Below are 19,945 nucleotides of genomic sequence, written 5' to 3' on the forward strand. Positions count from 1 at the left end.
CGATGGACAAGACCTGGAACAACAAAGCCTGGTTCATGCTCATTCCGGTTCTGCTGCTCGTCGGCTTTTCCGCTGTCATCCCGCTGATGACTGTCGTGAACTATTCGGTGCAGGACACCTTCGGCAACAACGTCTTCTTCTGGGCGGGCACGCAGTGGTTCGAGGAAATTCTTCGGTCCGGCCGCTTCTGGGATTCGATGATCCGCAACCTGATCTTCTCCTTCGTCATTCTGGCGATCGAGGTGCCGCTCGGCATCTTCATCGCCCTCAATATGCCGAAGAAGGGTGTCGGCGTCCCGGTCTGCCTGGTGCTGATGGCCTTGCCGCTGCTCATCCCGTGGAACGTCGTCGGCACGATCTGGCAGGTGTTCGGTCGCAGTGACATCGGTTTGATGGGCTACGTCCTTGTCAATCTCGGCATCGACTACAACTATGTCTCCGATCCCGCCGACGCCTGGGCAACCGTCATCGTCATGGACGTCTGGCACTGGACGAGCCTCGTCGTGCTGCTCTGCTATGCCGGCCTTGCCTCCATTCCGGATGCCTTCTACCAGGCCGCCAAGATCGATGGCGCCTCGCGCTGGTCCGTCTTTCGCTACATCCAGCTGCCGAAGATGAACCGCGTGCTGCTGATCGCCGTGCTGCTGCGCTTCATGGACAGCTTCATGATCTATACCGAACCCTTCGTCGTCACAGGCGGCGGCCCCGGCAATTCGACCACTTTCCTGTCGATCGATCTCGTGAAGATGGCGCTCGGCCAGTTCGATCTCGGCCCGGCGGCCGCCATGTCGCTGATCTACTTCCTGATCGTGCTCCTGCTGTCCTGGGTCTTTTACACCGTCATGACCAATTACGATGCGGGAGCAAGCCGATGAGCGGCAAACCCCTCTCCAACACGGCCGATAACGCCACCATGCACAAGCTTGCCGCTTCCGATGCCGCCGCCAGTGCGACCGCGACGACGGGCGCACAGGTTGCCCGCCGGCACTCCGAAAAAGGCCGATGGGCCTGGCTGGTGCCGACAATCTACATCATCTTCCTGCTGCTGCCGATCTACTGGCTCGTCAATATGAGCTTCAAGACGAACGAGGAAATCATTGGTGGGCTGACGCTCTATCCGCACCAGCCGACGCTGCGCAACTACGCGATCATTTTCACCGATCCGTCCTGGTACAAGGGCTACATCAACTCCATCACCTATGTCGTCATGAACATGGTGATCTCGGTTGCCTGCGCCCTTCCCGCCGCCTACGCCTTCTCGCGCTACCGCTTCCTCGGCGACAAGCATGTGTTCTTCTGGCTGCTGACCAACCGCATGGCGCCGCCGGCGGTCTTCGCACTGCCCTTCTTCCAGCTCTATTCCGCCTTCGGCCTGATCGACACTCACATCGCCGTGGCGCTGGCGCATTGCCTGTTCAACGTACCGCTGGCGGTCTGGATTCTCGAAGGCTTCATGTCGGGCGTGCCAAAGGAAATCGATGAAACCGCCTATATCGACGGCTATTCATTCCCGCGCTTCTTCATCAAGATCTTCATCCCCTTGATCGCAAGCGGCATCGGCGTCGCCGCCTTCTTCTGCTTCATGTTCTCCTGGGTGGAGCTGCTGATCGCCCGCACGCTGACGACGACGGACGCCAAGCCGATCGCCGCCATCATGACGCGCACGGTCTCGGCCGCCGGCATGGACTGGGGCTTGCTTGCCGCCGCCGGCGTACTGACGCTGATCCCCGGTGCGCTCGTCATCTACTTCGTCCGCAACTACATCGCCAAGGGCTTCGCGCTCGGCCGCGTCTAAAGGAAAACCGCCATGAATACTGACTTTTCCTGGATGGCTTGGACACTGCCGACGGCGCTGTTTTTCGCGACGATCTTCATGCTTTTGATCGGCATGGCGGTCTGGGAATATGTTTCGCCGGGCGGTAATCCGCGCCTCGGCATCCTGCGCTTCGAAACGACGCGCGGCGACCGGCTGTTCATCTCGCTGCTCGGCGCCGCCTTCATTCATCTCGCTTGGCTGGGCCTGGGAGGCCCCAGCCTGTGGTGGGCTCTTGCTCTTTCCGTGGTCTACGCCATCGGCGTCTTCCGTCTGGTCTGAAGCAAACCGATATGGCGGCCGGGAGGTCTGGCCGCCCTGACATGCATTCGCAACCTGTAGGGAGGAATATATGCGAAGACATCTCTTGACGACGACGGCTGTCGCGCTGCTGGCCCTGGCCGGCACGGCCCATGCCGGAATGGATGAGGCCAAGGCATTCCTGGACAAGGAGGTCGGCGATCTCTCGACGCTCTCGCGCGCCGACCAGGAAAAGGAAATGCAATGGTTCGTCGATGCGGCCAAGCCTTTCAAGGGCATGGAAATCAAGGTCGTTTCGGAAACGCTGACGACGCACCAGTATGAATCGCAGGTTCTCGCACCGGCCTTTACCGCCATCACAGGCATCAAGGTCACCCACGACGTCATCCAGGAAGGCGACGTCGTTGAAAAGATCCAGACGCAGATGCAGACCGGCCAGAACCTTTATGACGGTTGGGTCAACGATTCCGACCTGATCGGCACGCACTGGCGCTACAAGCAGGTGCGTAACCTGACGGATTGGATGGCCGACGAGGGCAAGGACGTCACCAACCCCAATCTCGATCTCGCCGATTTCATCGGCAGCAGCTTCACCACCGCTCCCGACAAGAAGCTCTACCAGCTGCCTGACCAGCAGTTCGCAAACCTTTACTGGTTCCGCTACGACTGGTTCAACGACCCGAAGAACAAGGCTGATTTCAAGGCGAAATACGGCTACGAGCTCGGCGTCCCGGTCAACTGGTCGGCCTATGAGGATATCGCCCAGTTCTTCACCGGTCGCGACGTCGACGGCAAGAAGGTCTTCGGCCATATGGACTACGGCAAGAAGGACCCGTCGCTCGGCTGGCGCTTCACCGACGCCTGGCTCTCGATGGCCGGCAACGGCGACAAGGGCCTGCCGAACGGCCTTCCGGTCGACGAATGGGGCATCAAGGTCGATGCCAATTCCCGCCCTGTCGGCTCCTGCGTTGCGCGCGGCGGCGACACCAACGGACCGGCCGCCGTCTACTCGATCCAGAAATATCTCGACTGGCTGAAGGCCTACGCTCCGGCAGAAGCACAGGGCATGACCTTCTCCGAATCCGGCCCCGTTCCGGCGCAGGGCAATGTCGCCCAGCAGATATTCTGGTACACGGCCTTCACCGCCGACATGGTCAAGCCCGGCCTGCCGGTCATGAACTCCGACGGCACGCCGAAGTGGCGCATGGCGCCCTCGCCGCATGGCGTCTACTGGAAGGACGGCATGAAGCTCGGCTATCAGGACGTTGGCTCCTGGACGCTGATGAAATCGACCCCGGTCGACCGCGCCAAGGCCGCATGGCTTTATGCGCAGTTCGTCACCTCGAAGACGGTGGACGTGAAGAAGAGCCATGTCGGCCTCACCTTCATCCGCGAATCCACCATCCGCGACAAGAGCTTCACCAAGCGCGCTCCGGAACTCGGCGGCCTGATCGAGTTCTATCGCTCGCCGGCCCGCGTACAGTGGTCGCCGACCGGCACGAACGTTCCTGACTATCCGAAGCTCGCACAGCTCTGGTGGCAGGCGATCGGCGACGCCGCATCGGGTGCCAAGGATGCTCAAGGAGCCATGGACGCGCTTTGCGCCGATCAGGAACGCGTCATGCAGCGCCTGGAACGCGCAGGCGTTCAGGGCGACATCGGGCCGAAGCTCGCTGAGGAGCACGATCTTGCCTACTGGAACGCCGATGCCGTCAAGAACGGTCATCTCGCTCCGCAGCTGAAGGTCGCCGACGAAAAGGAAAAGCCCGTCACCATCAACTATGACGAGCTGGTCAAGAGCTGGGCCGACGCCAAGCAATAAGCACCCCGTATACGGAGATGCGGCAGCGCCGGGGCCTGAAAAGGCCCCGGCTTTTTTTACGCCAAGGCACGCATGCCCGAACCCAGAGCAATTCCAGGAAAAGTCCGCAGCGGTTTTCCGTCGGGAATTGCGTAAAAGCAAGGAGCATAGAGCGGTTTAGAGATTCCTCGAAAAACTGAACCGCCCTAAAAGCCGGAAGAAGCGCCGCCGCCCCCTGTCACAGACTTGACACACTTCATCGACGCACGAACTATCCTTACCCGGATCATGAAATTCCGACGCTGGTGATTTCGGATGTCCATGGCAGATTTCAACAAAGGGAGAACAGCATGAGAAGCGGATATTGTGGGCGGTGGGCGCTCTTTACAGCTATTGGTCTTGCCGCCTTGCCGGCCTTTGCCGCCGATCTGCCGGAGGCCATGCCCGACGACAATCTCAACGCTGTTCTCTGGGACCAGACTTCGGTCGAGGCGCAGGCCAACGCGCTCGGTGCCTACGCACTCGGCCACATCAGGCTTGACGAAGCATTGGCTGACAAGACCTGGACTGCCGCCCCTGTCGAGCAGATCGGCAATTTCCAAGATTTTCCGCCCGCCATCATCCTCGATGTCGACGATACCATCCTCAACACCTCGCCCTATCAGGCGCGTAACATCACGACGGGTACGAGCTTCAAGCCGGAAACCTGGACGCAATATGTGAATGCGCAGCAGGACAAGCCGATTCCCGGTGCGGTAGAATTTACCCAATATGCAGCGTCAAAAGGCGTGAAGGTCTTCTATGTCACCAACCGCACGGTCGACGAGGAGAAGCCGACCGTCGAGGAATTGAAGCGGTTCGGCTTTCCGATGGGCGACAATGTCGACACCTTCCTCAGCGCGAAGGAGCAGCCCGACTGGGGTTCCGCCAAGGGCACGCGCCGCGCCTTCATCGCCAAGAACTATCGCATTCTCCTGATGTTTGGCGATAATTTCGGCGACTTCACCGACGACTACAAGGGTACGGTCGAAGAGCGGCAGAAGGTGTTCGAAGCCAACAAAGCGCATTTCGGCCACGACTGGATCGCCATCGCCAACCCGACCTATGGCTCATTCGAAAGCGCACCCTACAAGGGCGATTACAAGCTGCCGCCGGAAGAACAGCGCCGGATGAAGCAGAATGCGCTGACGCCCTGGGATGGGAAGTAGGCTCTTTCGAAGGTGATTGTCAGGCGAGTTCAAGTCTGCGGGATCTTTGCGCCTGGCCCCTCATCCTAGCCTTCTCCCCGCAAGCGGGGAGAAGGGACGATCGAGAAGTCGCCGATCTTCAAGAAAACTGAAGCTAAATCAGGCACGATAACCCCCTCTCCCCGCTTGCGGGGAGAGGGTTGGGGTGAGGGGTCAGGCACAGAATCAAGGCAAAGCCAAACCAGCCTGACCGTCATCCACCCGCATAGCCAACTATCAATCAGCTTTTCCGCTTCAACTTCGTCGCACCTTCCTCCACCAGCCGCTTCGCCGCCTCGGCGACCGTGATCTTGCCGAAGGCGAGCTGGTCGGCGACCGGGCGGGCGACGTTCACGTCGAATTCCTGAGAGCCGAGCGGCGCCGGCACGGGATAGGTGCCGACCTGATCCTTCAACAGCTCGATATAGTGCACGGTCTGCTGCTCCACCGGATTGAGCGTCGGCAGGATGGCGGCGCGCACGGCGGGTGACATCGGCACGCCGCGCTCGACGCCGAGGATCTTGCCCGCATCGACATCGTTGACGAAGAAATTGATGAACTTCGCCGCCGCTTCACCGTTCTTGCTGGTGGCGCCGACGCTCCAGATCAGCGCCGGGCGATAGTAGTGGCCGGAGGGGCCGTCCTTCTTCTCGCGCGGCAGCATCGTGACCGCGAGCTTGCTCTTGACCACGAGCTGATAGCCGACGAGCTGGTTGGAATAGGCCATGCCGATGGCCGATTTTCCAAGCGCCAGGCAGTTGCTCTCGATGACGTTCTGGTCGAGCGTCTGGACATCGGCGGAAACCGTACCGCCGCGTTTGCGCAGCTCTTCCCAGTAGTTATACCATTCCTTGGCGTCATCGACGCCAAAGCCAAGCCCGCCCTCCTCGGTGAAGAGGCTCTTGCCGCGCTGGCGCAGCCAGACGTCGAGCACATAATTGTAGCGGGCGCCGTACGGACCGCCCCAATAGCCGCGCTTGCCGGCAGCCTTGGTCATTTCCACCGCGAGATCGGCATATTCGGCCCATGTCGTCGTCGGACCGGGCGGTGTCAGGCCGGTCTTCTTGAACATGTCCTCGTCATAGAACATCGCGAAGGAATTCAGCCCGAGGCCGACGCCATAAAGCTTGTTGTCGACCGTGGTCAGCTTCAGCACATCCTTGCCGAAGCTGTCGATATTCAGCGTCGAGGGAACGAACTGGTCGAGCGGCATGCAGGCGCCGCGCTTGGAATAATCGGAGATCGTGCTCGGCTCGAGCTGGAAGACATCGGCGATGTTCTGGCTGGCCATGCCGGTCGCAAGCTTGGCCCAGTAGCCGTCCCCGCTGATGCTCTCACCGATGACAGACAGATCAGGGTTCTTACTGTGGAACAGTTCGGCCACCGCAACCGTGCGCTTGCCGCGATCGGGCGAGCCCCACCACATTGCCCGGAGCTGGGTCGCATCGGCAAAGGCGGGCATTGCCCCTCCTCCGAACACAAGACCCGCAGCGGCTCCGGCGGTTCCGATCATGAACGAACGACGATTCATGCGCATGAGATTCCTCCTTCTCTTGCGTTGTCATCCGCGGCGATCTCCCCGACGCCTTCAGCGGACAAGTCGGCGCGACGATATGCAACTTCACAGCATTGTGCAATAAAAAATCTTTCTATTGCAAATTTGCATAATTTTGCATACCGTTTGCGATATGAACGATCTTCGCTCCAAACGTATCAGGCAGGCCGATATCGCCACTGCCGCCGGCGTCTCCGTCTCGACGGTGTCGCGGGTCCTCACCAATGAGCCCGGCATCAGCGAAACGATCCGCCAGCACATTTTCAAGGTCGCAAGCGATCTCGGCTATCCGCTGAAGACCGCAGCCGAGACGGCGGCTGGCGGCCTGGCACTGATCGCCAGCGACAGCGTCACCGGCGGCTTGAGCGTCTTTTACGAGGGCATTCTGGAAGGCCTGCGGGCGGGTGCTGCCGAGCGCGGCATGCGCTTCGACATCCGCCTCATCCGCGAGGCGAGAACCGAGCCGGATCTGGTCAAGGAATATCTGCAGACCGCCGGCGCCGAAGGCCTCTTTCTCGTCGGCATCGATCCCTCGGAAGAACTGTGCCGCTGGCTTGAGGCGAGCGGCACGCCGACCGTGCTCGTCAACGGCACCGATCCGAAGCTGCGCTTCGACGGCGTTTCGCCGTCGAATTTCTTCGGCGCCTATAACGCAACCCGGCGCCTGCTCGATGCAGGTCACCGCCGCATCCTGCATCTCACCGGCTCGCATCGCCAGACGATCCGCGAGCGCATCCGCGGCTTCGAGGCAGCCATCGCTTCGGTGGAAGGTGCTGAAGGCCGCATCGTGCCGATGAATTTCCGGGGCAGCTCCAGCCACGAGGCCCATGACAAGACCGCCGAGATCCTGGCCGCCGGCGAGGGCTATACCGCCGCTTTCTGCATGAACGACTTCATTGCCGTCGGCGTGCTCGACGCTGTCACGGAAGCTGGCCTGCGGGTGCCGGAGGATTTTGCCATCGTCGGCTTCGACGACCTGCCATGTGCCCTGATGACCAACCCTCGGCTGGCAACCATGCGCGTCGACCGCGCAGCGCTCGGACGCGAGGCCATCGGCCTGATGATCGCGCGCTTCCGCGACCGCGATGCGCCGGCCCGCCACATCTGCCACGGCGTTCAACCGATCGCCGGCGGCACCCTTCCACCCGAAAGCTGAGCCTTCCCCAAAGCGGAAACAATCGAGAGAGCCATGCCGATGATCTACGACCCCGCCAGCGCCAATCCGCTTGCCGGAAACCCGTTGAAAAACCTCGGCGACATGCGCCGCGCGCTGACCGACCTGTTCGATCCGCTGCTGCCCTATTTTTCCGAAGGCAATGCCCGCGTCCGCATCGATGCCGCCGGCGCGCATTTCGACCGCGCCGCCGCCGATCTCGAGGGCTTCGCCCGCCCGCTCTGGGGCTTGGCGCCACTCGGCGCCGGCGGTGGCGACTTCCGCCATTGGGATCGTTACGCTGAGGGCCTCGCCAATGGCGTCGACCCGAAACATCCGGAATATTGGGGCACGGTCAATGGCCGCGACCAGCGCATGGTCGAACTGGCCGCCCTCGGCTTCGCGCTTGCGCTCGTGCCCGAAAAGATCTGGGAGCCGCTCGATCAGCGCGCCCGTGACAATCTGATCACCTATCTCAAGCACGCCCGCACCTTCGACTATGCCGACAACAACTGGAAGTTCTTCCGCATATTCGTCGATATCGCGCTTGACCGGCTCGGCGCCTCCTTCGACCGCAGCCTGACCGAAACCTATCTGAACGAACTGGACGGCTTCTATATCGCTGACGGCTGGTATCGAGACGGCAATATCAGACGCATCGACCACTACATTCCCTTCGCCATGCACTTTTATGGGCTGATCTACTCCAAGCTCGTCAAGGACGACCGCGCCGAGCGCTATCGCGAGCGCGCCATACTATTTGCCAAGGATTTCCGCCATTGGTTCGCGCCAGACGGCGCCACAATCCCCTTTGGCCGGAGCCTCACCTATCGCTTCGCCTGTGCCGGCTTCTGGTCGGCGCTCGCCTTTGCCGATGTCGAGGCGCTGCCATGGGGCGAGATCAAGGGCCTGTGCCTCCGGCACTTGCGCTGGTGGGCCGACAAGCCGATCGCCCATCGCGACGGCACCCTGCCGATCGGCTTTGCCTATCCCAACCTCTTGATGTCGGAGAACTATAATTCCGCCGGCTCGCCTTATTGGGCGTTCAAGGCCTTCCTGCCCCTGGCGATCCCTGAAGCGCACCCATTCTGGACAGCGGAGGAAAAGCCACCGGAAAATGAGCCGGCTATCATCGCACAGAAGCATCCCGGCATGGTCCTGATGCGCGGCAAGGATGATGTCGTCGCGCTCTCCTGCGGCCAGGAAAACCAGCAAATGCGCTTCGGCGCCGAGAAATATTCGAAATTCGCCTATTCCGCCCGCTATGGCTTCAGCGTCGAAAGCGACGAGCGCATTTTTGCCGGCGGCGCCTTCGACAGCATGCTTGCCTTCAGCGACGATGGTCTGCACTACCGCGTGCGCGAAACCAACGAGGAAGCCAAGCTCGCCGGCGATACGCTCTATGCCAAATGGTCGCCCATGCCCGATGTGACTGTCGAAACATGGCTGGTGCCGGCCGCGCCCTGGCATATCCGCCTGCACAAGATCATCACGCCCCGGCCGCTGCAGACGGCCGAAGGCGGCTTTGCCATCGCACGACGGGATTTCGACAGAGACACGCTCTCATCCGCAGCCGGTGCCGCCTATGCGATCGGCGAAGAGGATTTCTCGGGCATTCTCGACCTCGGCTCGACGATCCCTCGCGAAGGCATAGCGCAGAAGGCACCGCCGAATACCAACCTCATCGTTTCCAAAACACTGGTACCGCAGCTGCGCGGCACCATTTCCGCAGGCGAGACCATTCTCGTCTCTGCCGTACTTGCGGAGAAAGACCCCGCTGCCGTCGATCACGCCTGGAGCAAGCCGCCAACAAAGCCCGATATCGACGGCTTGCGCGCCCTCGTCAAAGACAAGGGCATCACAGTCAGCGCCATCGAGGCACCGGGTCGCCTGCCATGACGTCATCCCTCTCCGGCCGCCCGGCCATCGCCCTTGCCATGCAGCCATCGCGTACGCGGCATGTTCTGCCGGAAGCACTCATTCAGCGCCTCGATACTATCGGCCGCGTGCTCGATGCAGCGCCGATGCAAAGCTTCGACGACGCGCGCGCGGCCAGGTTGCTCGCGGAAACCGAAATCCTGATCACCGGCTGGGGTTCGCCGACGATCGATGCTGCGGCGCTGGCGCAGGCGCCGCATCTGAAGCTGGTGGTCCACGCCGCCGGCACGGTGAAGGGGTTGCTCGGCGACAGCCTGTTCGATCGCGGTATCCTTGTCAGCCATGCCGCCCAAGCCAATGCCATGCCGGTCGCCGAATTCACGCTTGCCGCCATCATCTTTGCCGGTAAGAAGGTCTTCCGGTTCCGCGATTTCTACGTTGCCGACCGCAATCGCCAGCGGACGGTGCCGATGCAGACCGACACCATCGGCAATTACGGCCGCACCATCGGCATCATCGGCGCCTCGCGCATCGGCCGGCGGGTGATCGAGCTGCTTGCTCCCTTCGACTACCGTATCCTGCTCTATGACCCGATGGTCGATACGACTGAAGCGACACGCCTCGGCGTCGAAAAGGCCGAGCTGGAAGCATTGATGGCATCGGCCGATATCGTTTCGCTGCACGCACCATCCCTGCCGGCGACGCGCCACATGATCGACGCCGGCCGCCTGTCGCTGATGAAGGACGGAGCGACGTTCATCAATACGGCACGCGGCGCGCTGGTCGACGAAGCCGCCCTGATCGCCGCGCTAAGGACCGGCCGCATCGACGCGATCATCGACGTCACCGACCCGGAAATTCCCGAGGTGGCATCGGCTTTCTACGATCTGCCGAATGTCTTCCTGACGCCGCATATAGCCGGCGCCGTCGGGCTGGAGCGAACCCGCCTTGGCGAGATGGCCGTCTACGAAGCCCTCCGCTTCATCGAGGGCAAGCCATTGCTCTATGAAATCCGCCGCGAGGACATGGCGCACATGGCATGATGCGACGCAGCAAATCCATGAAAACACCCTGAAATCGCCCCATTTCGGCACAGGCGAACAACTCGTTTTTAATCATTCCGCGCTAGCACTCTTCTTAGCGCATGATCTCAAAAGTTCGACTTCGAATTTTTGAAAAGGATCATGCGCCAACAAAGTTGTTGCTGCGTCCTTTGCGCGCCTGGAAGACGCGCGGCGCAGCAATGAAGAGGTTCTAGTAATGCGTACCCGCGTCCTTTCCATTCTGGCCGTAATGCTGCTTAGCGTGCTGGCAGGCTGTGCCACCGCACCGTCGCGCACCCGCAACATCTGCGCGATCTTCGACCAGCGCGACGGCTGGTTCAACAACTGGCAGCGGGCGGCCGAGCGGACGGAACGCAAATACGGCGTGCCGGTGCCGATCCTGATGGCGACGATCTATACCGAATCCGGCTTCCGGCCGCGCGCCCGGCCGCCGCGCCGCTACTTGCTCGGCTTCATTCCCTGGAAGCGCCCGACGACGGCCTACGGTTATTCGCAGGCGCTGGACGGCACATGGGACAAGTACAAGCGCGAGACAGGCAACTGGACAGCAAGCCGCACCAATTTCGCCGACGCCATCGACTTCGTCGGCTGGTATCACTACCAGACCCACCTGCAGACGGGCGTTGCCCTGAATAACTCCTACGATCTCTATCTCGCTTATTACTCAGGCCCGAAGGGCTACCTGCAGGGATCGTGGCGCGGCAATTCGACCGCACTCGCCGGCGCCAGGCGTTTCAACGGCATGACGCGCATCTACGCGCAGCAGCTGCCCAGCTGCAATTGATCGCAACGCTGGGCAAGAAGCCGTTTCCATTCAGGTATAGAGCGGCAAACCCTAGAGCAATTCCAGGAAAAGTGCGCAGCGGTTTTCCGTCCGGAATTGCGAGACAACAAAGAGATAGAGCGGTTCAGAGATTCCGTGAAAAACTGAACCGCTCTAGGGCCGCGGCTCCAGCAGATTGAGGCCGCCATCCTCGCCCCAGATATCGGCCACCGATACCTGCTGGCCCGTGCGGCTGCTTTGCAATGCGGCGATACCGCAGAGGACAGACATTGCCCCCGCCCGCGAGCCGGCGCGCTGCTTGAGCTCATCATTCGGGCCGGAGCGCAGGAGCATGTTGCGCAGCCGGTCGTCGCCGCCATAGTGTCCGCCGGATGAGTGCGGCACCCAGATGCGCTCGACATCGCCGAAATTCTTCATGACGACGATCTCGTCCGCCGGGGGCATCGTCCAGTTCTGCTTCTCGTATTGGCGCAATTCGATGCGCCCCTTGTGGCCGTTGAAAGCGATGTGATGGCCTTCGATCGGCATATAGGTGTTGAGGGAATAGGAGACGTTGACGCCGTTGCAATAGCGGATGGAAGCAACCATCGTATCGGGGATATCGATATCCTCGCGGAAGACGCAGGCATCGCGCACATAACCGTCGACGGCAGAGGGGTCTTCATAGAGGCTCTCAAGTAGCGGCGTTGCGCTGATGTCGAGATAATAGTCGCACTCGTCCTTGTATCGACAGCCGCGACAGCGCTCGCCGCGGAACGGACCCTTGCGGCCGTAATGCTTGAGCTCGGCAAAGGCGGCGACCGTTTCCGGATCGGAATCCAGGTACCAGTTCAGAAGGTCGAAATGATGCGTCGCCTTGTGAACGAAGAGACTGCCGGAATTTTCGACGAAGGCATGCCAGCGGCGGAAATAGTCGGCGCCGTGGCTGGTGTCGAGATACCAGTGGAAGTCGACAGAGGTGACATCGCCGATGACGCCGGAATTGATCAGTTCCTTGATCTTCGCCGCCGTTGGCGCAAAGCGGTAGTTAAAGGAAATATCCAGCCGCTTGCCAGTCCGCGCCTCGGCATTGAGGATGCGCTTGATCTTGTCGACGGTCGTCGTCATCGGCTTCTCGCTGATGACATTGGCGCCGGCTTCCATGGCTTTGACGATCAGATCGTCATGCGTGGAATCGCGGGTGCAGACGATGACGAGATCCGGCTTTTCCACCCGCAGCAGCTCATCGAAGTCGGTATAAACGGGCACGGATGCACCGATATAGTCGAGCGCCCGCTTGGCGCGCATGGCATTGAGATCGCACACCGCCACGAGTTCGACCTCGTTGCTCCAGCGCTCCACCAGATCCTTGCCCCACATGGTCGCTCCACGGTTTCCCGTGCCGACCAGAACGTAACGTTTCTTCGATGACTGCATCTGCTCCTCCAGAATCTGCAAACAGCGATTATGAGGCCTCTGCGGCCTGAATTTACCTCGGAGGCGTGCCCGAGAGGGTTCAAAGCCTCACGATCGCGACCGAAATCCTAAGTCGGCGACCTCTCCATCGCCGACCAATCCGGCGCAACCGACGAACCAAGTCCAACGGCATTGATGACCGAGCCTATCGCAAGCTGCCCCGCCTCGATCCGCAGTCGCGTGCGGCCATTGCTGACGCGGTAAAGATCGGAATGGACCTCGGCGAAAGCGGCCTGCTCCGCCTCCGGCGCGCCGGCCATGCCGTCGACATAGTGATGGCCGTTGCGCTCGATATGCGTCATGCCGATGAGGGAAGCGAGCGCCAGGTCCTGCTGCACGGCAAGGCCCCCTTGTGTCGTCAGGTCTTCCGCCGACATGAAATAGGGAATGCCGTCCTCCGCACTCCATTTGGCGACGCGCGCCCGGTTCAATAGCGAGCGATAGAAACCCTTGCAGGATTTCGAAGAGATCCCGGTGTAGCCAAGCCCTCTTGCCGTGACGAAGGCATCGATGTCGGCATCGGATTCGTCGATCTCTACCGGCTTGAAGGCGGCCAGCGCCCTCACCGGCTTCTCGAAGGCATGGGCGCGGGCGATCGGCTGCTCGACGAACAGGATCGAGGCCGCAAACCGTTCGAGCCTGGGCTCCTCCTTCACCCGAGACAGCAGATCGGCGACCGCTTCGGCGGATGAGAACTGCTCGTTGCCGTCAAGCGTTACCGAATAAGAGGGCACCTTGGCGTCGATGATGGCAGCGACGCGGCAAAGGCGGTCGATATCGGCATCCGGGGCGCCGGAAACCTTGACCTTGAAGAAGGTCAGGCCATAGGCTTCGATCGCCTCCTCGAAACTTTCCGGCAGGCCGTCGTTCAGGCGCTCGCTCGCCGGAATATCACCAGACACGATCGCATCGACCAGGCCGACGGTATGGCGCGCGGCAAGGCTTGCAGCCGGCTGCAAGGTCGCGAGGAAACCGGAGAGATCAAAGCCCGAAAGATCGCGCGCGGTGGAGTGATCGATGCCGGGGCGATTTGCCTTGATCGCCTGCGAGATCGTCAGCCCTTCCAGACGGCAGAGCGCGTCGAGGATGGCCCGGTTGGCAAGCGCCAGACCGAAGGAGGCCACCAGCCCGTTCAGCTTCTCAGCCGCTGCCCGGGCATGGTGCGAGGCCTCGACAGCCGCATGCAGGCCAAAGGCCGTTCCCGACCCCGCACTCTTCAGCGCATCGAGCGCCAAAGCCAGGGAACGGCGCAGCTGGTTTTCATTGTCGGCATTGGAAAGTTTGGGCGATTTGTCGAACCATTTCGGCACCATCAGCTCGGCGGCCATCCCCTTGGCCGAGCGTCCCTGCGCATCCTCGATGCGCACACGCAGAAAAATCTGCCGCGCCTCCCGCAGCGTCGCCGCCCCAAAACGGAAGGGAAGCCGCAGCTTGACCGGGCGCTCGAATGCCTCGGCTTCGACAAGCCTGATGTTCAATGGTTCGGTCATGATGCTGGCGGCTCCCGTGATTGTCAGGCAAGTCTGTGTATCTGGGCTACTGGCGTGCGTGGCCCCTCACCCCGCGTGCGGGGAGAGGCTATGTAATTCATTGCAGAACCAGTTGTACCGTCGTCAGCCGGTCGCATCGCCTTGCGGCAGGCGACGGGTCATGTCGATACGACAGATTTCACGCTATCTCCTCCATGCCCGGTTCCCTCCAGAACCAGGAAAAGCAAATATTTGGCCACCTAAGTAATGTAACCATATGGTTACAAGATCGCGCGTTGTCGTCAGCCTTGTCAATCACCTTTTGAAAATTTCTCGAAGGCACCGGAGCCCCCGTTTCTAGGCGCCGTGTACGCGGATCGAAGCGAGCGTAACGGCAACAATATGCTCACCCCAGTCATTCAGCGCATCCGGCGCCGTCAGCTTCCGCGCAAAAATCGTCGACAAGGTGTGACGGTTCGACAAATAGAAAAAGCCGAGTGCCGCGATCGTGAGATAGACCGATATGGGATCGACCGCCGGCCGGAAAATGCCGAGCGCCTCGCCGCGGCGCAGCACATCCGCAAGTTCGTCGATCAGATGCGAATGCATGGCCGAAACTTTGTCCGACCGCTGCAGATAATGCGCATGATGCAGGTTTTCGGTGGCAAGCAGGCTTAGAAACTCGGGATGCGCAAGGAAATGCCGCCAGGTGAACAAGGCCAGCTCCCGCATCCCCTCCTCCGGATGGCGGCGTGCCAGATCGAGCTGTTTTTCGGCGTTGCGGATCGTCGCATAGGTCGCCTCCAGCACGGCGAGATAGAGCCCCTCCTTGTCGCCGAAATAGTGATACAGCATCCGCTTGTTGGTCTGCGCCCGCGCCGCGATAGCATCCACCCGGGCGCCGCCGAAACCGTGCGCGGCAAATTCTTCCGTTGCCGCTTCCAGGATCGTTTCCTGGGTGCGCTGCGGATTGCGCGACACCTTCTTCGATCGCTTCGCGACGGCCTTATCGGCATCCGCTTGTGCTGTATTTTCAGTCTCTTGTCTCGCCCTGCCCGCCATAGACGATCTCCTTCCCGAACGATAGCATTAGCGATGGATGCTGCCGGCTCCCGCACGCCTCGTTTTCATTACGACGCGATTGGTGCTTGACAGCGATCGCGTTTCTATCCAACTTGTAACCAAATAGTTATATCATGCAAAGCAGTTCGTAAATCATCGGTTCGCTGGGGAGGAGACCAGGATGACGTTGACGATCGACCGCCGGCAGTTGCTTGCCGGAATGGCAGCCACGCTAGCTTTCAGCAGTATCGGACTTTCCCGCGCCAATGCGGCAACCGCGATGCGCCTTCTTTGGTGGGGGTCGAAGGAGCGCAGCGACCGGACATTTGCAGCCGTAAAGGCCTATCAGGCGAAGAACCCGGATATCACCATCGCCGGCGAATCCTTCGGCTGGGACAGCTACTGGACGCGCTTGGCCACCCAGACCGGCGGCGGCAACGCGCCCGATCTCATCCAGATGGATTACCGCTACATCTTCGAATATGCCCGCCGCGGCGCGCTGCTCGATATGACGCCCTATCTCGGCAAGAGCCTGGCGATCGAGGATTTCGGCCCGGCCAACATCGATTCCGGCAAGGTCGACAACAAGATCTACGGCGTCAGCCTCGGCGTGAATTCCTTCATGGTCGTCGTCAACACGGCCGCCTGGACGGAAGCCGACGTCGAACCGCCGCATGACGCCATGACGTGGGAACAGATCGGTGATGCCTGCGCCAAGGTAACCGCCGCCAAGAAGCGCCGCGGCTTCTACGGCACGGCCGATGCAAGCGGCGGGGAGCCGGCCCTCGAATGCTGGCTGCGCCAGCGCGGCAAGGCGCTCTACACGACGGACGGCAAGCTCGCCTTCGAAGCCAAGGACGCGACCGAATGGTTCGATTTCTGGGGCCATATGCGCAAGATCGGCGCCTGCGTCCCGGCCGACGTTCAGGCGCTCGACCAGCAGACGCTCGAAACCGACATGCTTGTCACCAAGAAGGCGGCGATGAGCTTCGCCCATTCCAACCAGTTCGTCGCCATTCAGGGCCTGAACAAGGAAAAGCTCGAAATCGTCTCCTATCCCGTCGCGGGTGCGGACAGCAAACCCGGGCAATATCTGAAGCCCTCCATGCTGATGTCGGTCTCGGCAACATCCGCGAACAAGGATGCCGCCGTCGCCTTCGTCAATTATCTGGTGGAAGATCCGGAAGGCGCAAAGACGCTCGGTCTCGAACGCGGCGTCCCAGCCTCGCCGAAGATCCGCGATCTGCTGACACCGGATCTCGATGCTACAAGCAAACAGGTGGTCGATTATATCGGCCGGCTGACGCCGCATGTCGGAGCGCTGCCGCCGTCTCCGCCGAACGGCGCCGGCGAAAATGCATTCCTGCTGAAGAAGATCGCCGAGGAGGTGGCTTTCGGCAAAACCAGCGCGCAGGACGCTGGCGCGAAGTTCACCGAACAGGCAGCAGCAAACATTACGCGAGGCTGATACCGTGGGTACAAACAGCAAGAGCGTTGCCGGCGACTTGGTCGTCGGCACGCCCGCGCCGTTGCGCGTGGAAACCACCTATAAGGCGCCGGGCGCATTCGCGCGCAACGCACCCGGCTATCTCTTCCTTCTACCGTGGTTCATCGGCTTCTTCGGCCTGACCCTCGGACCGGCGATCGCCTCGCTCTATCTCTCCTTCACCGACTACAATCTGCTGCAGTCGCCGAACCTCGTCGGCATCGACAATTATGTGCGGATCGCAACGGCGGACGACAAGTTCCTGTCGTCGATGAAGGTGACGCTGTTCTATGTCGTCTGCTCGGTACCGCTGAAGCTGGCCTTCGCGCTGCTGGTGGCGCTGCTGCTCAATCGCGGCATCAAGGGTCTGCCGGTCTATCGCGCCATCTTCTACCTGCCGTCGCTACTCGGCTCCAGCGTTGCGATCGCGGTGTTGTGGCGGCAGATCTTCGATGCCGACGGCATCGTCAACACCCTGCTCTGGTATCTCTTCGGCATCAACGGCCCGAGCTGGATTTCAAATCCGGATTATTCGCTCTATACGCTCGTAATCCTTGCCATCTGGCAGTTCGGCTCGCCGATGATCATCTTCCTCGCCGGACTCAGGCAAATCCCGACCGATCTTTACGAAGCCGCCAGCCTCGACGGCGCCTCCAAGGCACGGATCTTCTTCAAGATTACGCTGCCACTGCTGACGCCGGTGATCTTCTTCAACGCCGTGGTCCAGACGATCGACGCCTTCAAGGCCTTCACGCCGGCCTATGTGATTTCCTCCGGCACCGGCGGGCCGATCGATTCGACGCTGTTCTATACGCTCTATCTCTACCAGGAAGCCTTCGGCTATTTCCGCATGGGTTACGCGGCTGCCCTCGCATGGGTTCTGGTTGTTATCATCGCGATCTTCACCGCCTTCTCCTTCCTCTCCGCTCGTTATTGGGTCCACTACGATGACTGACGCGAAGCTCACCCATTTTGCCGAGGACATGAAGCCGCCGCGCGAGCGCCCGTGGTTCCTCTCCGTCCTCATCCACATCGCCCTCATCGCCGCGTCGATCGTGATGCTCTATCCGCTGCTGTGGATGCTCTCAGGCTCGATCAAGGACCAGAACGAGATCTTCGGCACGGCATCGCTGATCCCGTCGCATTTCGATTTCAGTTCCTATGCCCGCGGCTGGTTCGGCGGCCAGGTCACCTTCGGTACCTTCGTCTGGAATTCCGCCGTCATCGCCGTGCTTTCGGTCATCGGCAACGTGATTTCCTGCTCGCTCGCGGCCTATGCCTTCGCGCGACTGAACTTCTGGGGCAAGAATTTCTGGTTCGCGCTGATGCTCGGCACGCTGATGCTGCCCTATCACGTCACGCTGATCCCGCAATATATCCTCTTCCTGAAGCTCGGCTGGGTGAAGACGATGCTGCCGCTCGTCGTGCCGAAATTCCTCGCGGTCGATGCCTTCTTCATCTTCCTGATGGTGCAGTTCTTCCGCGGTATTCCCCGCGAACTGGACGAGGCTGCAATGATGGACGGCTGCAGCCCGTGGCGTATCTACTGGCGCATCATGCTGCCGCTGTCGCTGCCGGTCATGGCGACGGCCGCCATCTTCTCCTTCATCTGGACATGGGACGATTTCTTCGGGCCGCTGATCTACCTCTCTGATATCAACACCTACACGGTGCAGCTCGGCCTGCGCTCCTTCGTGGACTCCACCGGAAGTTCCGACTGGAGCAGCCTGTTTGCCATGTCGAGCCTGTCGCTGATCCCGGTCTTCCTGATCTTCCTCTTCTTCCAGAGGCTGCTGATCGACGGCATCGCGACCGCCGGCCTCAAGCGCTGATTACGAATCCGCAGTCCCGAATACCCAAGATTTGGGGCTGCGAACCAAGAAACCCACTGAAAGGAAATGTCGCATGAGCGCGTTGCGCTTCGCCGCCATCGGCCTCAATCACGATCACATCTATGGCCAGGTCAACGTCATGCTGCGGGCCGGCGCCGAACTCGTCGCCTTCCATGCCGTAGAAGATGACCTCGCTGCCGTCTTCGCCAGCCGCTTCCCACAGGCTAAACGCGTCGCCGACAAAAGAGAAATCCTGGAGGACAACTCCATCGCGTTGATCGTCAGCGCGGCGATTTCCAGTGAGCGGACCGGCCTTGCCATCGAGGCCATGCGCCACGGCAAGGATGTGATGCTCGACAAGCCCGGCATGGTGACGCTGGATCAGCTGGCCGACGTCCGCAAGGTGCAGGCCGAGACCAAGCGCATCGTCTCCATTCTCTATTCCGAGCATTTCGAGACGGCATCGACGGTCAAGGCCGGCGAACTGGTGAAATCAGGCGCCATCGGCAAGGTCATCCACACGACGGGCCTCGGCCCGCATCGGCTGCGCAAGCCGACCCGGCCGGACTGGTTCTTCGACCGCAAGCGCTACGGGGGCATCATCACCGACATCGCCTCGCATCAATGCGAGCAGTTCCTGTTCTTCGCGGATTCGCTGGAAGCAGAAGTGCTGTCGGCGACAGTGTCCAACCGCGCCAATCCGGAAACACCCGGCCTGCAGGACTATGGCGATTTCCATGTGAGGACGCCCGACGTCACCGGCTATGTCCGCGTCGACTGGTTCACACCGGACGGTCTCTCCACCTGGGGCGACGGTCGCCTCTTCATCGTCGGCACCGAAGGCACGATCGAACTGCGCAAATATATCGACGTTGCCGGCCGCTCCGGCACCGATCACCTCTTTCTCACCGACCGCAAGGGCATGCAGCATATCGATTGCACCGGAGTGGAGCTGCCCTACGGCCGCCAGCTTGCCGCCGACATAAGAGACCGCACCGAAACGGCGATGGGCCAGGAACATTGCTTCAAGGCGATGGAGCTGGCGCTGAAGGCGCAGGCGCTTGCCGAGGCAACATCGCTCAACAGCATTCAGAGGTAATTGCGTC

The 19,945-nt window shown here is 61.0% G+C and carries 17 protein-coding genes; 13 read left to right on the forward strand and 4 right to left on the reverse strand.

Features of this window, described 5'->3' with window-relative positions; genetic code table 11:
* The first annotated feature begins 2 nt into the window (after positions 1 to 2).
* From ABOK31_RS15755 to ABOK31_RS15775, 5 genes are all read left to right on the forward strand, one after another.
* Entirely contained in the window at positions 3 to 875 is an 873-nt protein-coding gene (locus tag ABOK31_RS15755; protein ID WP_349956632.1) for a sugar ABC transporter permease, read from the forward strand.
* Positions 876 to 913: 38 nt separating this feature from the next.
* Positions 914 to 1,795: an ABC transporter permease subunit gene (locus ABOK31_RS15760; protein ID WP_234910290.1), complete on the forward strand. Its 882-nt coding sequence runs from the start codon at positions 914 to 916 to the stop codon at positions 1,793 to 1,795.
* Between the two features lie 12 nt (positions 1,796 to 1,807).
* On the forward strand, positions 1,808 to 2,095 hold the full coding sequence (locus ABOK31_RS15765) for a DUF2160 domain-containing protein (RefSeq protein WP_174173352.1): 288 nt from the start codon (positions 1,808 to 1,810) through the stop codon (positions 2,093 to 2,095).
* Between the two features lie 70 nt (positions 2,096 to 2,165).
* Entirely contained in the window at positions 2,166 to 3,896 is a 1,731-nt protein-coding gene (locus ABOK31_RS15770; RefSeq protein WP_174173351.1) for an ABC transporter substrate-binding protein, read from the forward strand.
* A 329-nt stretch (positions 3,897 to 4,225) separates the two neighbouring features.
* Positions 4,226 to 5,083, forward strand: a complete 858-nt coding sequence (locus tag ABOK31_RS15775; RefSeq protein ID WP_174173350.1) for an HAD family acid phosphatase — start codon at positions 4,226 to 4,228, stop codon at positions 5,081 to 5,083.
* A gap of 259 nt (positions 5,084 to 5,342) precedes the next feature.
* Here ABOK31_RS15775 and ABOK31_RS15780 read toward each other — a convergent pair whose 3' ends face one another.
* On the reverse strand, positions 5,343 to 6,638 hold the full coding sequence (locus ABOK31_RS15780) for an ABC transporter substrate-binding protein (protein WP_349956633.1): 1,296 nt from the start codon (positions 6,636 to 6,638) through the stop codon (positions 5,343 to 5,345).
* A gap of 151 nt (positions 6,639 to 6,789) precedes the next feature.
* On the opposite strand from ABOK31_RS15780, the gene ABOK31_RS15785 reads away from it, so the two are divergent.
* The 4 genes from ABOK31_RS15785 (at position 6,790) to ABOK31_RS15800 (ending at position 11,535) form a co-directional block, all read left to right on the forward strand.
* Positions 6,790 to 7,812: a LacI family DNA-binding transcriptional regulator gene (locus tag ABOK31_RS15785; RefSeq protein ID WP_349956634.1), complete on the forward strand. Its 1,023-nt coding sequence runs from the start codon at positions 6,790 to 6,792 to the stop codon at positions 7,810 to 7,812.
* A gap of 39 nt (positions 7,813 to 7,851) precedes the next feature.
* Entirely contained in the window at positions 7,852 to 9,708 is a 1,857-nt protein-coding gene (locus ABOK31_RS15790) for a DUF2264 domain-containing protein (protein ID WP_349958969.1), read from the forward strand.
* Positions 9,705 to 10,730: a hydroxyacid dehydrogenase gene (locus tag ABOK31_RS15795; RefSeq protein WP_349956635.1), complete on the forward strand. Its 1,026-nt coding sequence runs from the start codon at positions 9,705 to 9,707 to the stop codon at positions 10,728 to 10,730. Before ABOK31_RS15790 ends, ABOK31_RS15795 begins: the two co-directional genes overlap by 4 nt.
* A 217-nt stretch (positions 10,731 to 10,947) precedes the next feature.
* Positions 10,948 to 11,535: a transglycosylase SLT domain-containing protein gene (locus ABOK31_RS15800; RefSeq protein WP_174173346.1), complete on the forward strand. Its 588-nt coding sequence runs from the start codon at positions 10,948 to 10,950 to the stop codon at positions 11,533 to 11,535.
* Positions 11,536 to 11,688: 153 nt separating this feature from the next.
* Here ABOK31_RS15800 and ABOK31_RS15805 read toward each other — a convergent pair whose 3' ends face one another.
* The 3 genes from ABOK31_RS15805 to ABOK31_RS15815 form a co-directional block, all read right to left on the reverse strand.
* The gene (locus tag ABOK31_RS15805; protein WP_349956636.1) at positions 11,689 to 12,951 is read right to left on the reverse strand and encodes a Gfo/Idh/MocA family oxidoreductase; all 1,263 of its coding nucleotides are present in this window, start codon (positions 12,949 to 12,951) and stop codon (positions 11,689 to 11,691) included.
* A 107-nt stretch (positions 12,952 to 13,058) separates the two neighbouring features.
* Entirely contained in the window at positions 13,059 to 14,480 is a 1,422-nt protein-coding gene (locus ABOK31_RS15810) for a mandelate racemase (RefSeq protein ID WP_349956637.1), read from the reverse strand.
* Positions 14,481 to 14,816: 336 nt separating this feature from the next.
* A complete protein-coding gene (locus ABOK31_RS15815) occupies positions 14,817 to 15,521 on the reverse strand; it encodes a TetR/AcrR family transcriptional regulator (RefSeq protein WP_174173343.1) in 705 nt (234 codons plus the stop codon).
* Positions 15,522 to 15,702: 181 nt separating this feature from the next.
* Here ABOK31_RS15815 and ABOK31_RS15820 point away from each other — a divergent pair, with 181 nt between their 5' ends.
* The 4 genes from ABOK31_RS15820 to ABOK31_RS15835 all read left to right on the forward strand — a co-directional run bounded on the left by ABOK31_RS15820 (position 15,703) and on the right by ABOK31_RS15835 (position 19,938).
* Complete coding sequence (locus ABOK31_RS15820; RefSeq protein ID WP_349956638.1) at positions 15,703 to 16,989, forward strand: ABC transporter substrate-binding protein; 1,287 nt, start codon at positions 15,703 to 15,705, stop codon at positions 16,987 to 16,989.
* Positions 16,990 to 17,050: 61 nt separating this feature from the next.
* Complete coding sequence (locus ABOK31_RS15825) at positions 17,051 to 17,962, forward strand: sugar ABC transporter permease (protein WP_349958970.1); 912 nt, start codon at positions 17,051 to 17,053, stop codon at positions 17,960 to 17,962.
* Positions 17,963 to 17,990: 28 nt separating this feature from the next.
* The gene (locus tag ABOK31_RS15830) at positions 17,991 to 18,839 is read left to right on the forward strand and encodes a carbohydrate ABC transporter permease (RefSeq protein ID WP_349958972.1); all 849 of its coding nucleotides are present in this window, start codon (positions 17,991 to 17,993) and stop codon (positions 18,837 to 18,839) included.
* 73 nt (positions 18,840 to 18,912) lie between these two features.
* Positions 18,913 to 19,938 carry a Gfo/Idh/MocA family oxidoreductase gene (locus ABOK31_RS15835; RefSeq protein WP_349956639.1) on the forward strand — a complete coding sequence of 342 codons (1,026 nt, stop codon included), beginning with the start codon at positions 18,913 to 18,915 and terminating at the stop codon, positions 19,936 to 19,938.
* Positions 19,939 to 19,945: the final 7 nt, after the last annotated feature.

It is taken from the genome of Rhizobium sp. ZPR4 (genome assembly GCF_040215725.1).
Lineage (GTDB): Bacteria > Pseudomonadota > Alphaproteobacteria > Rhizobiales > Rhizobiaceae > Rhizobium > Rhizobium rhizogenes_D.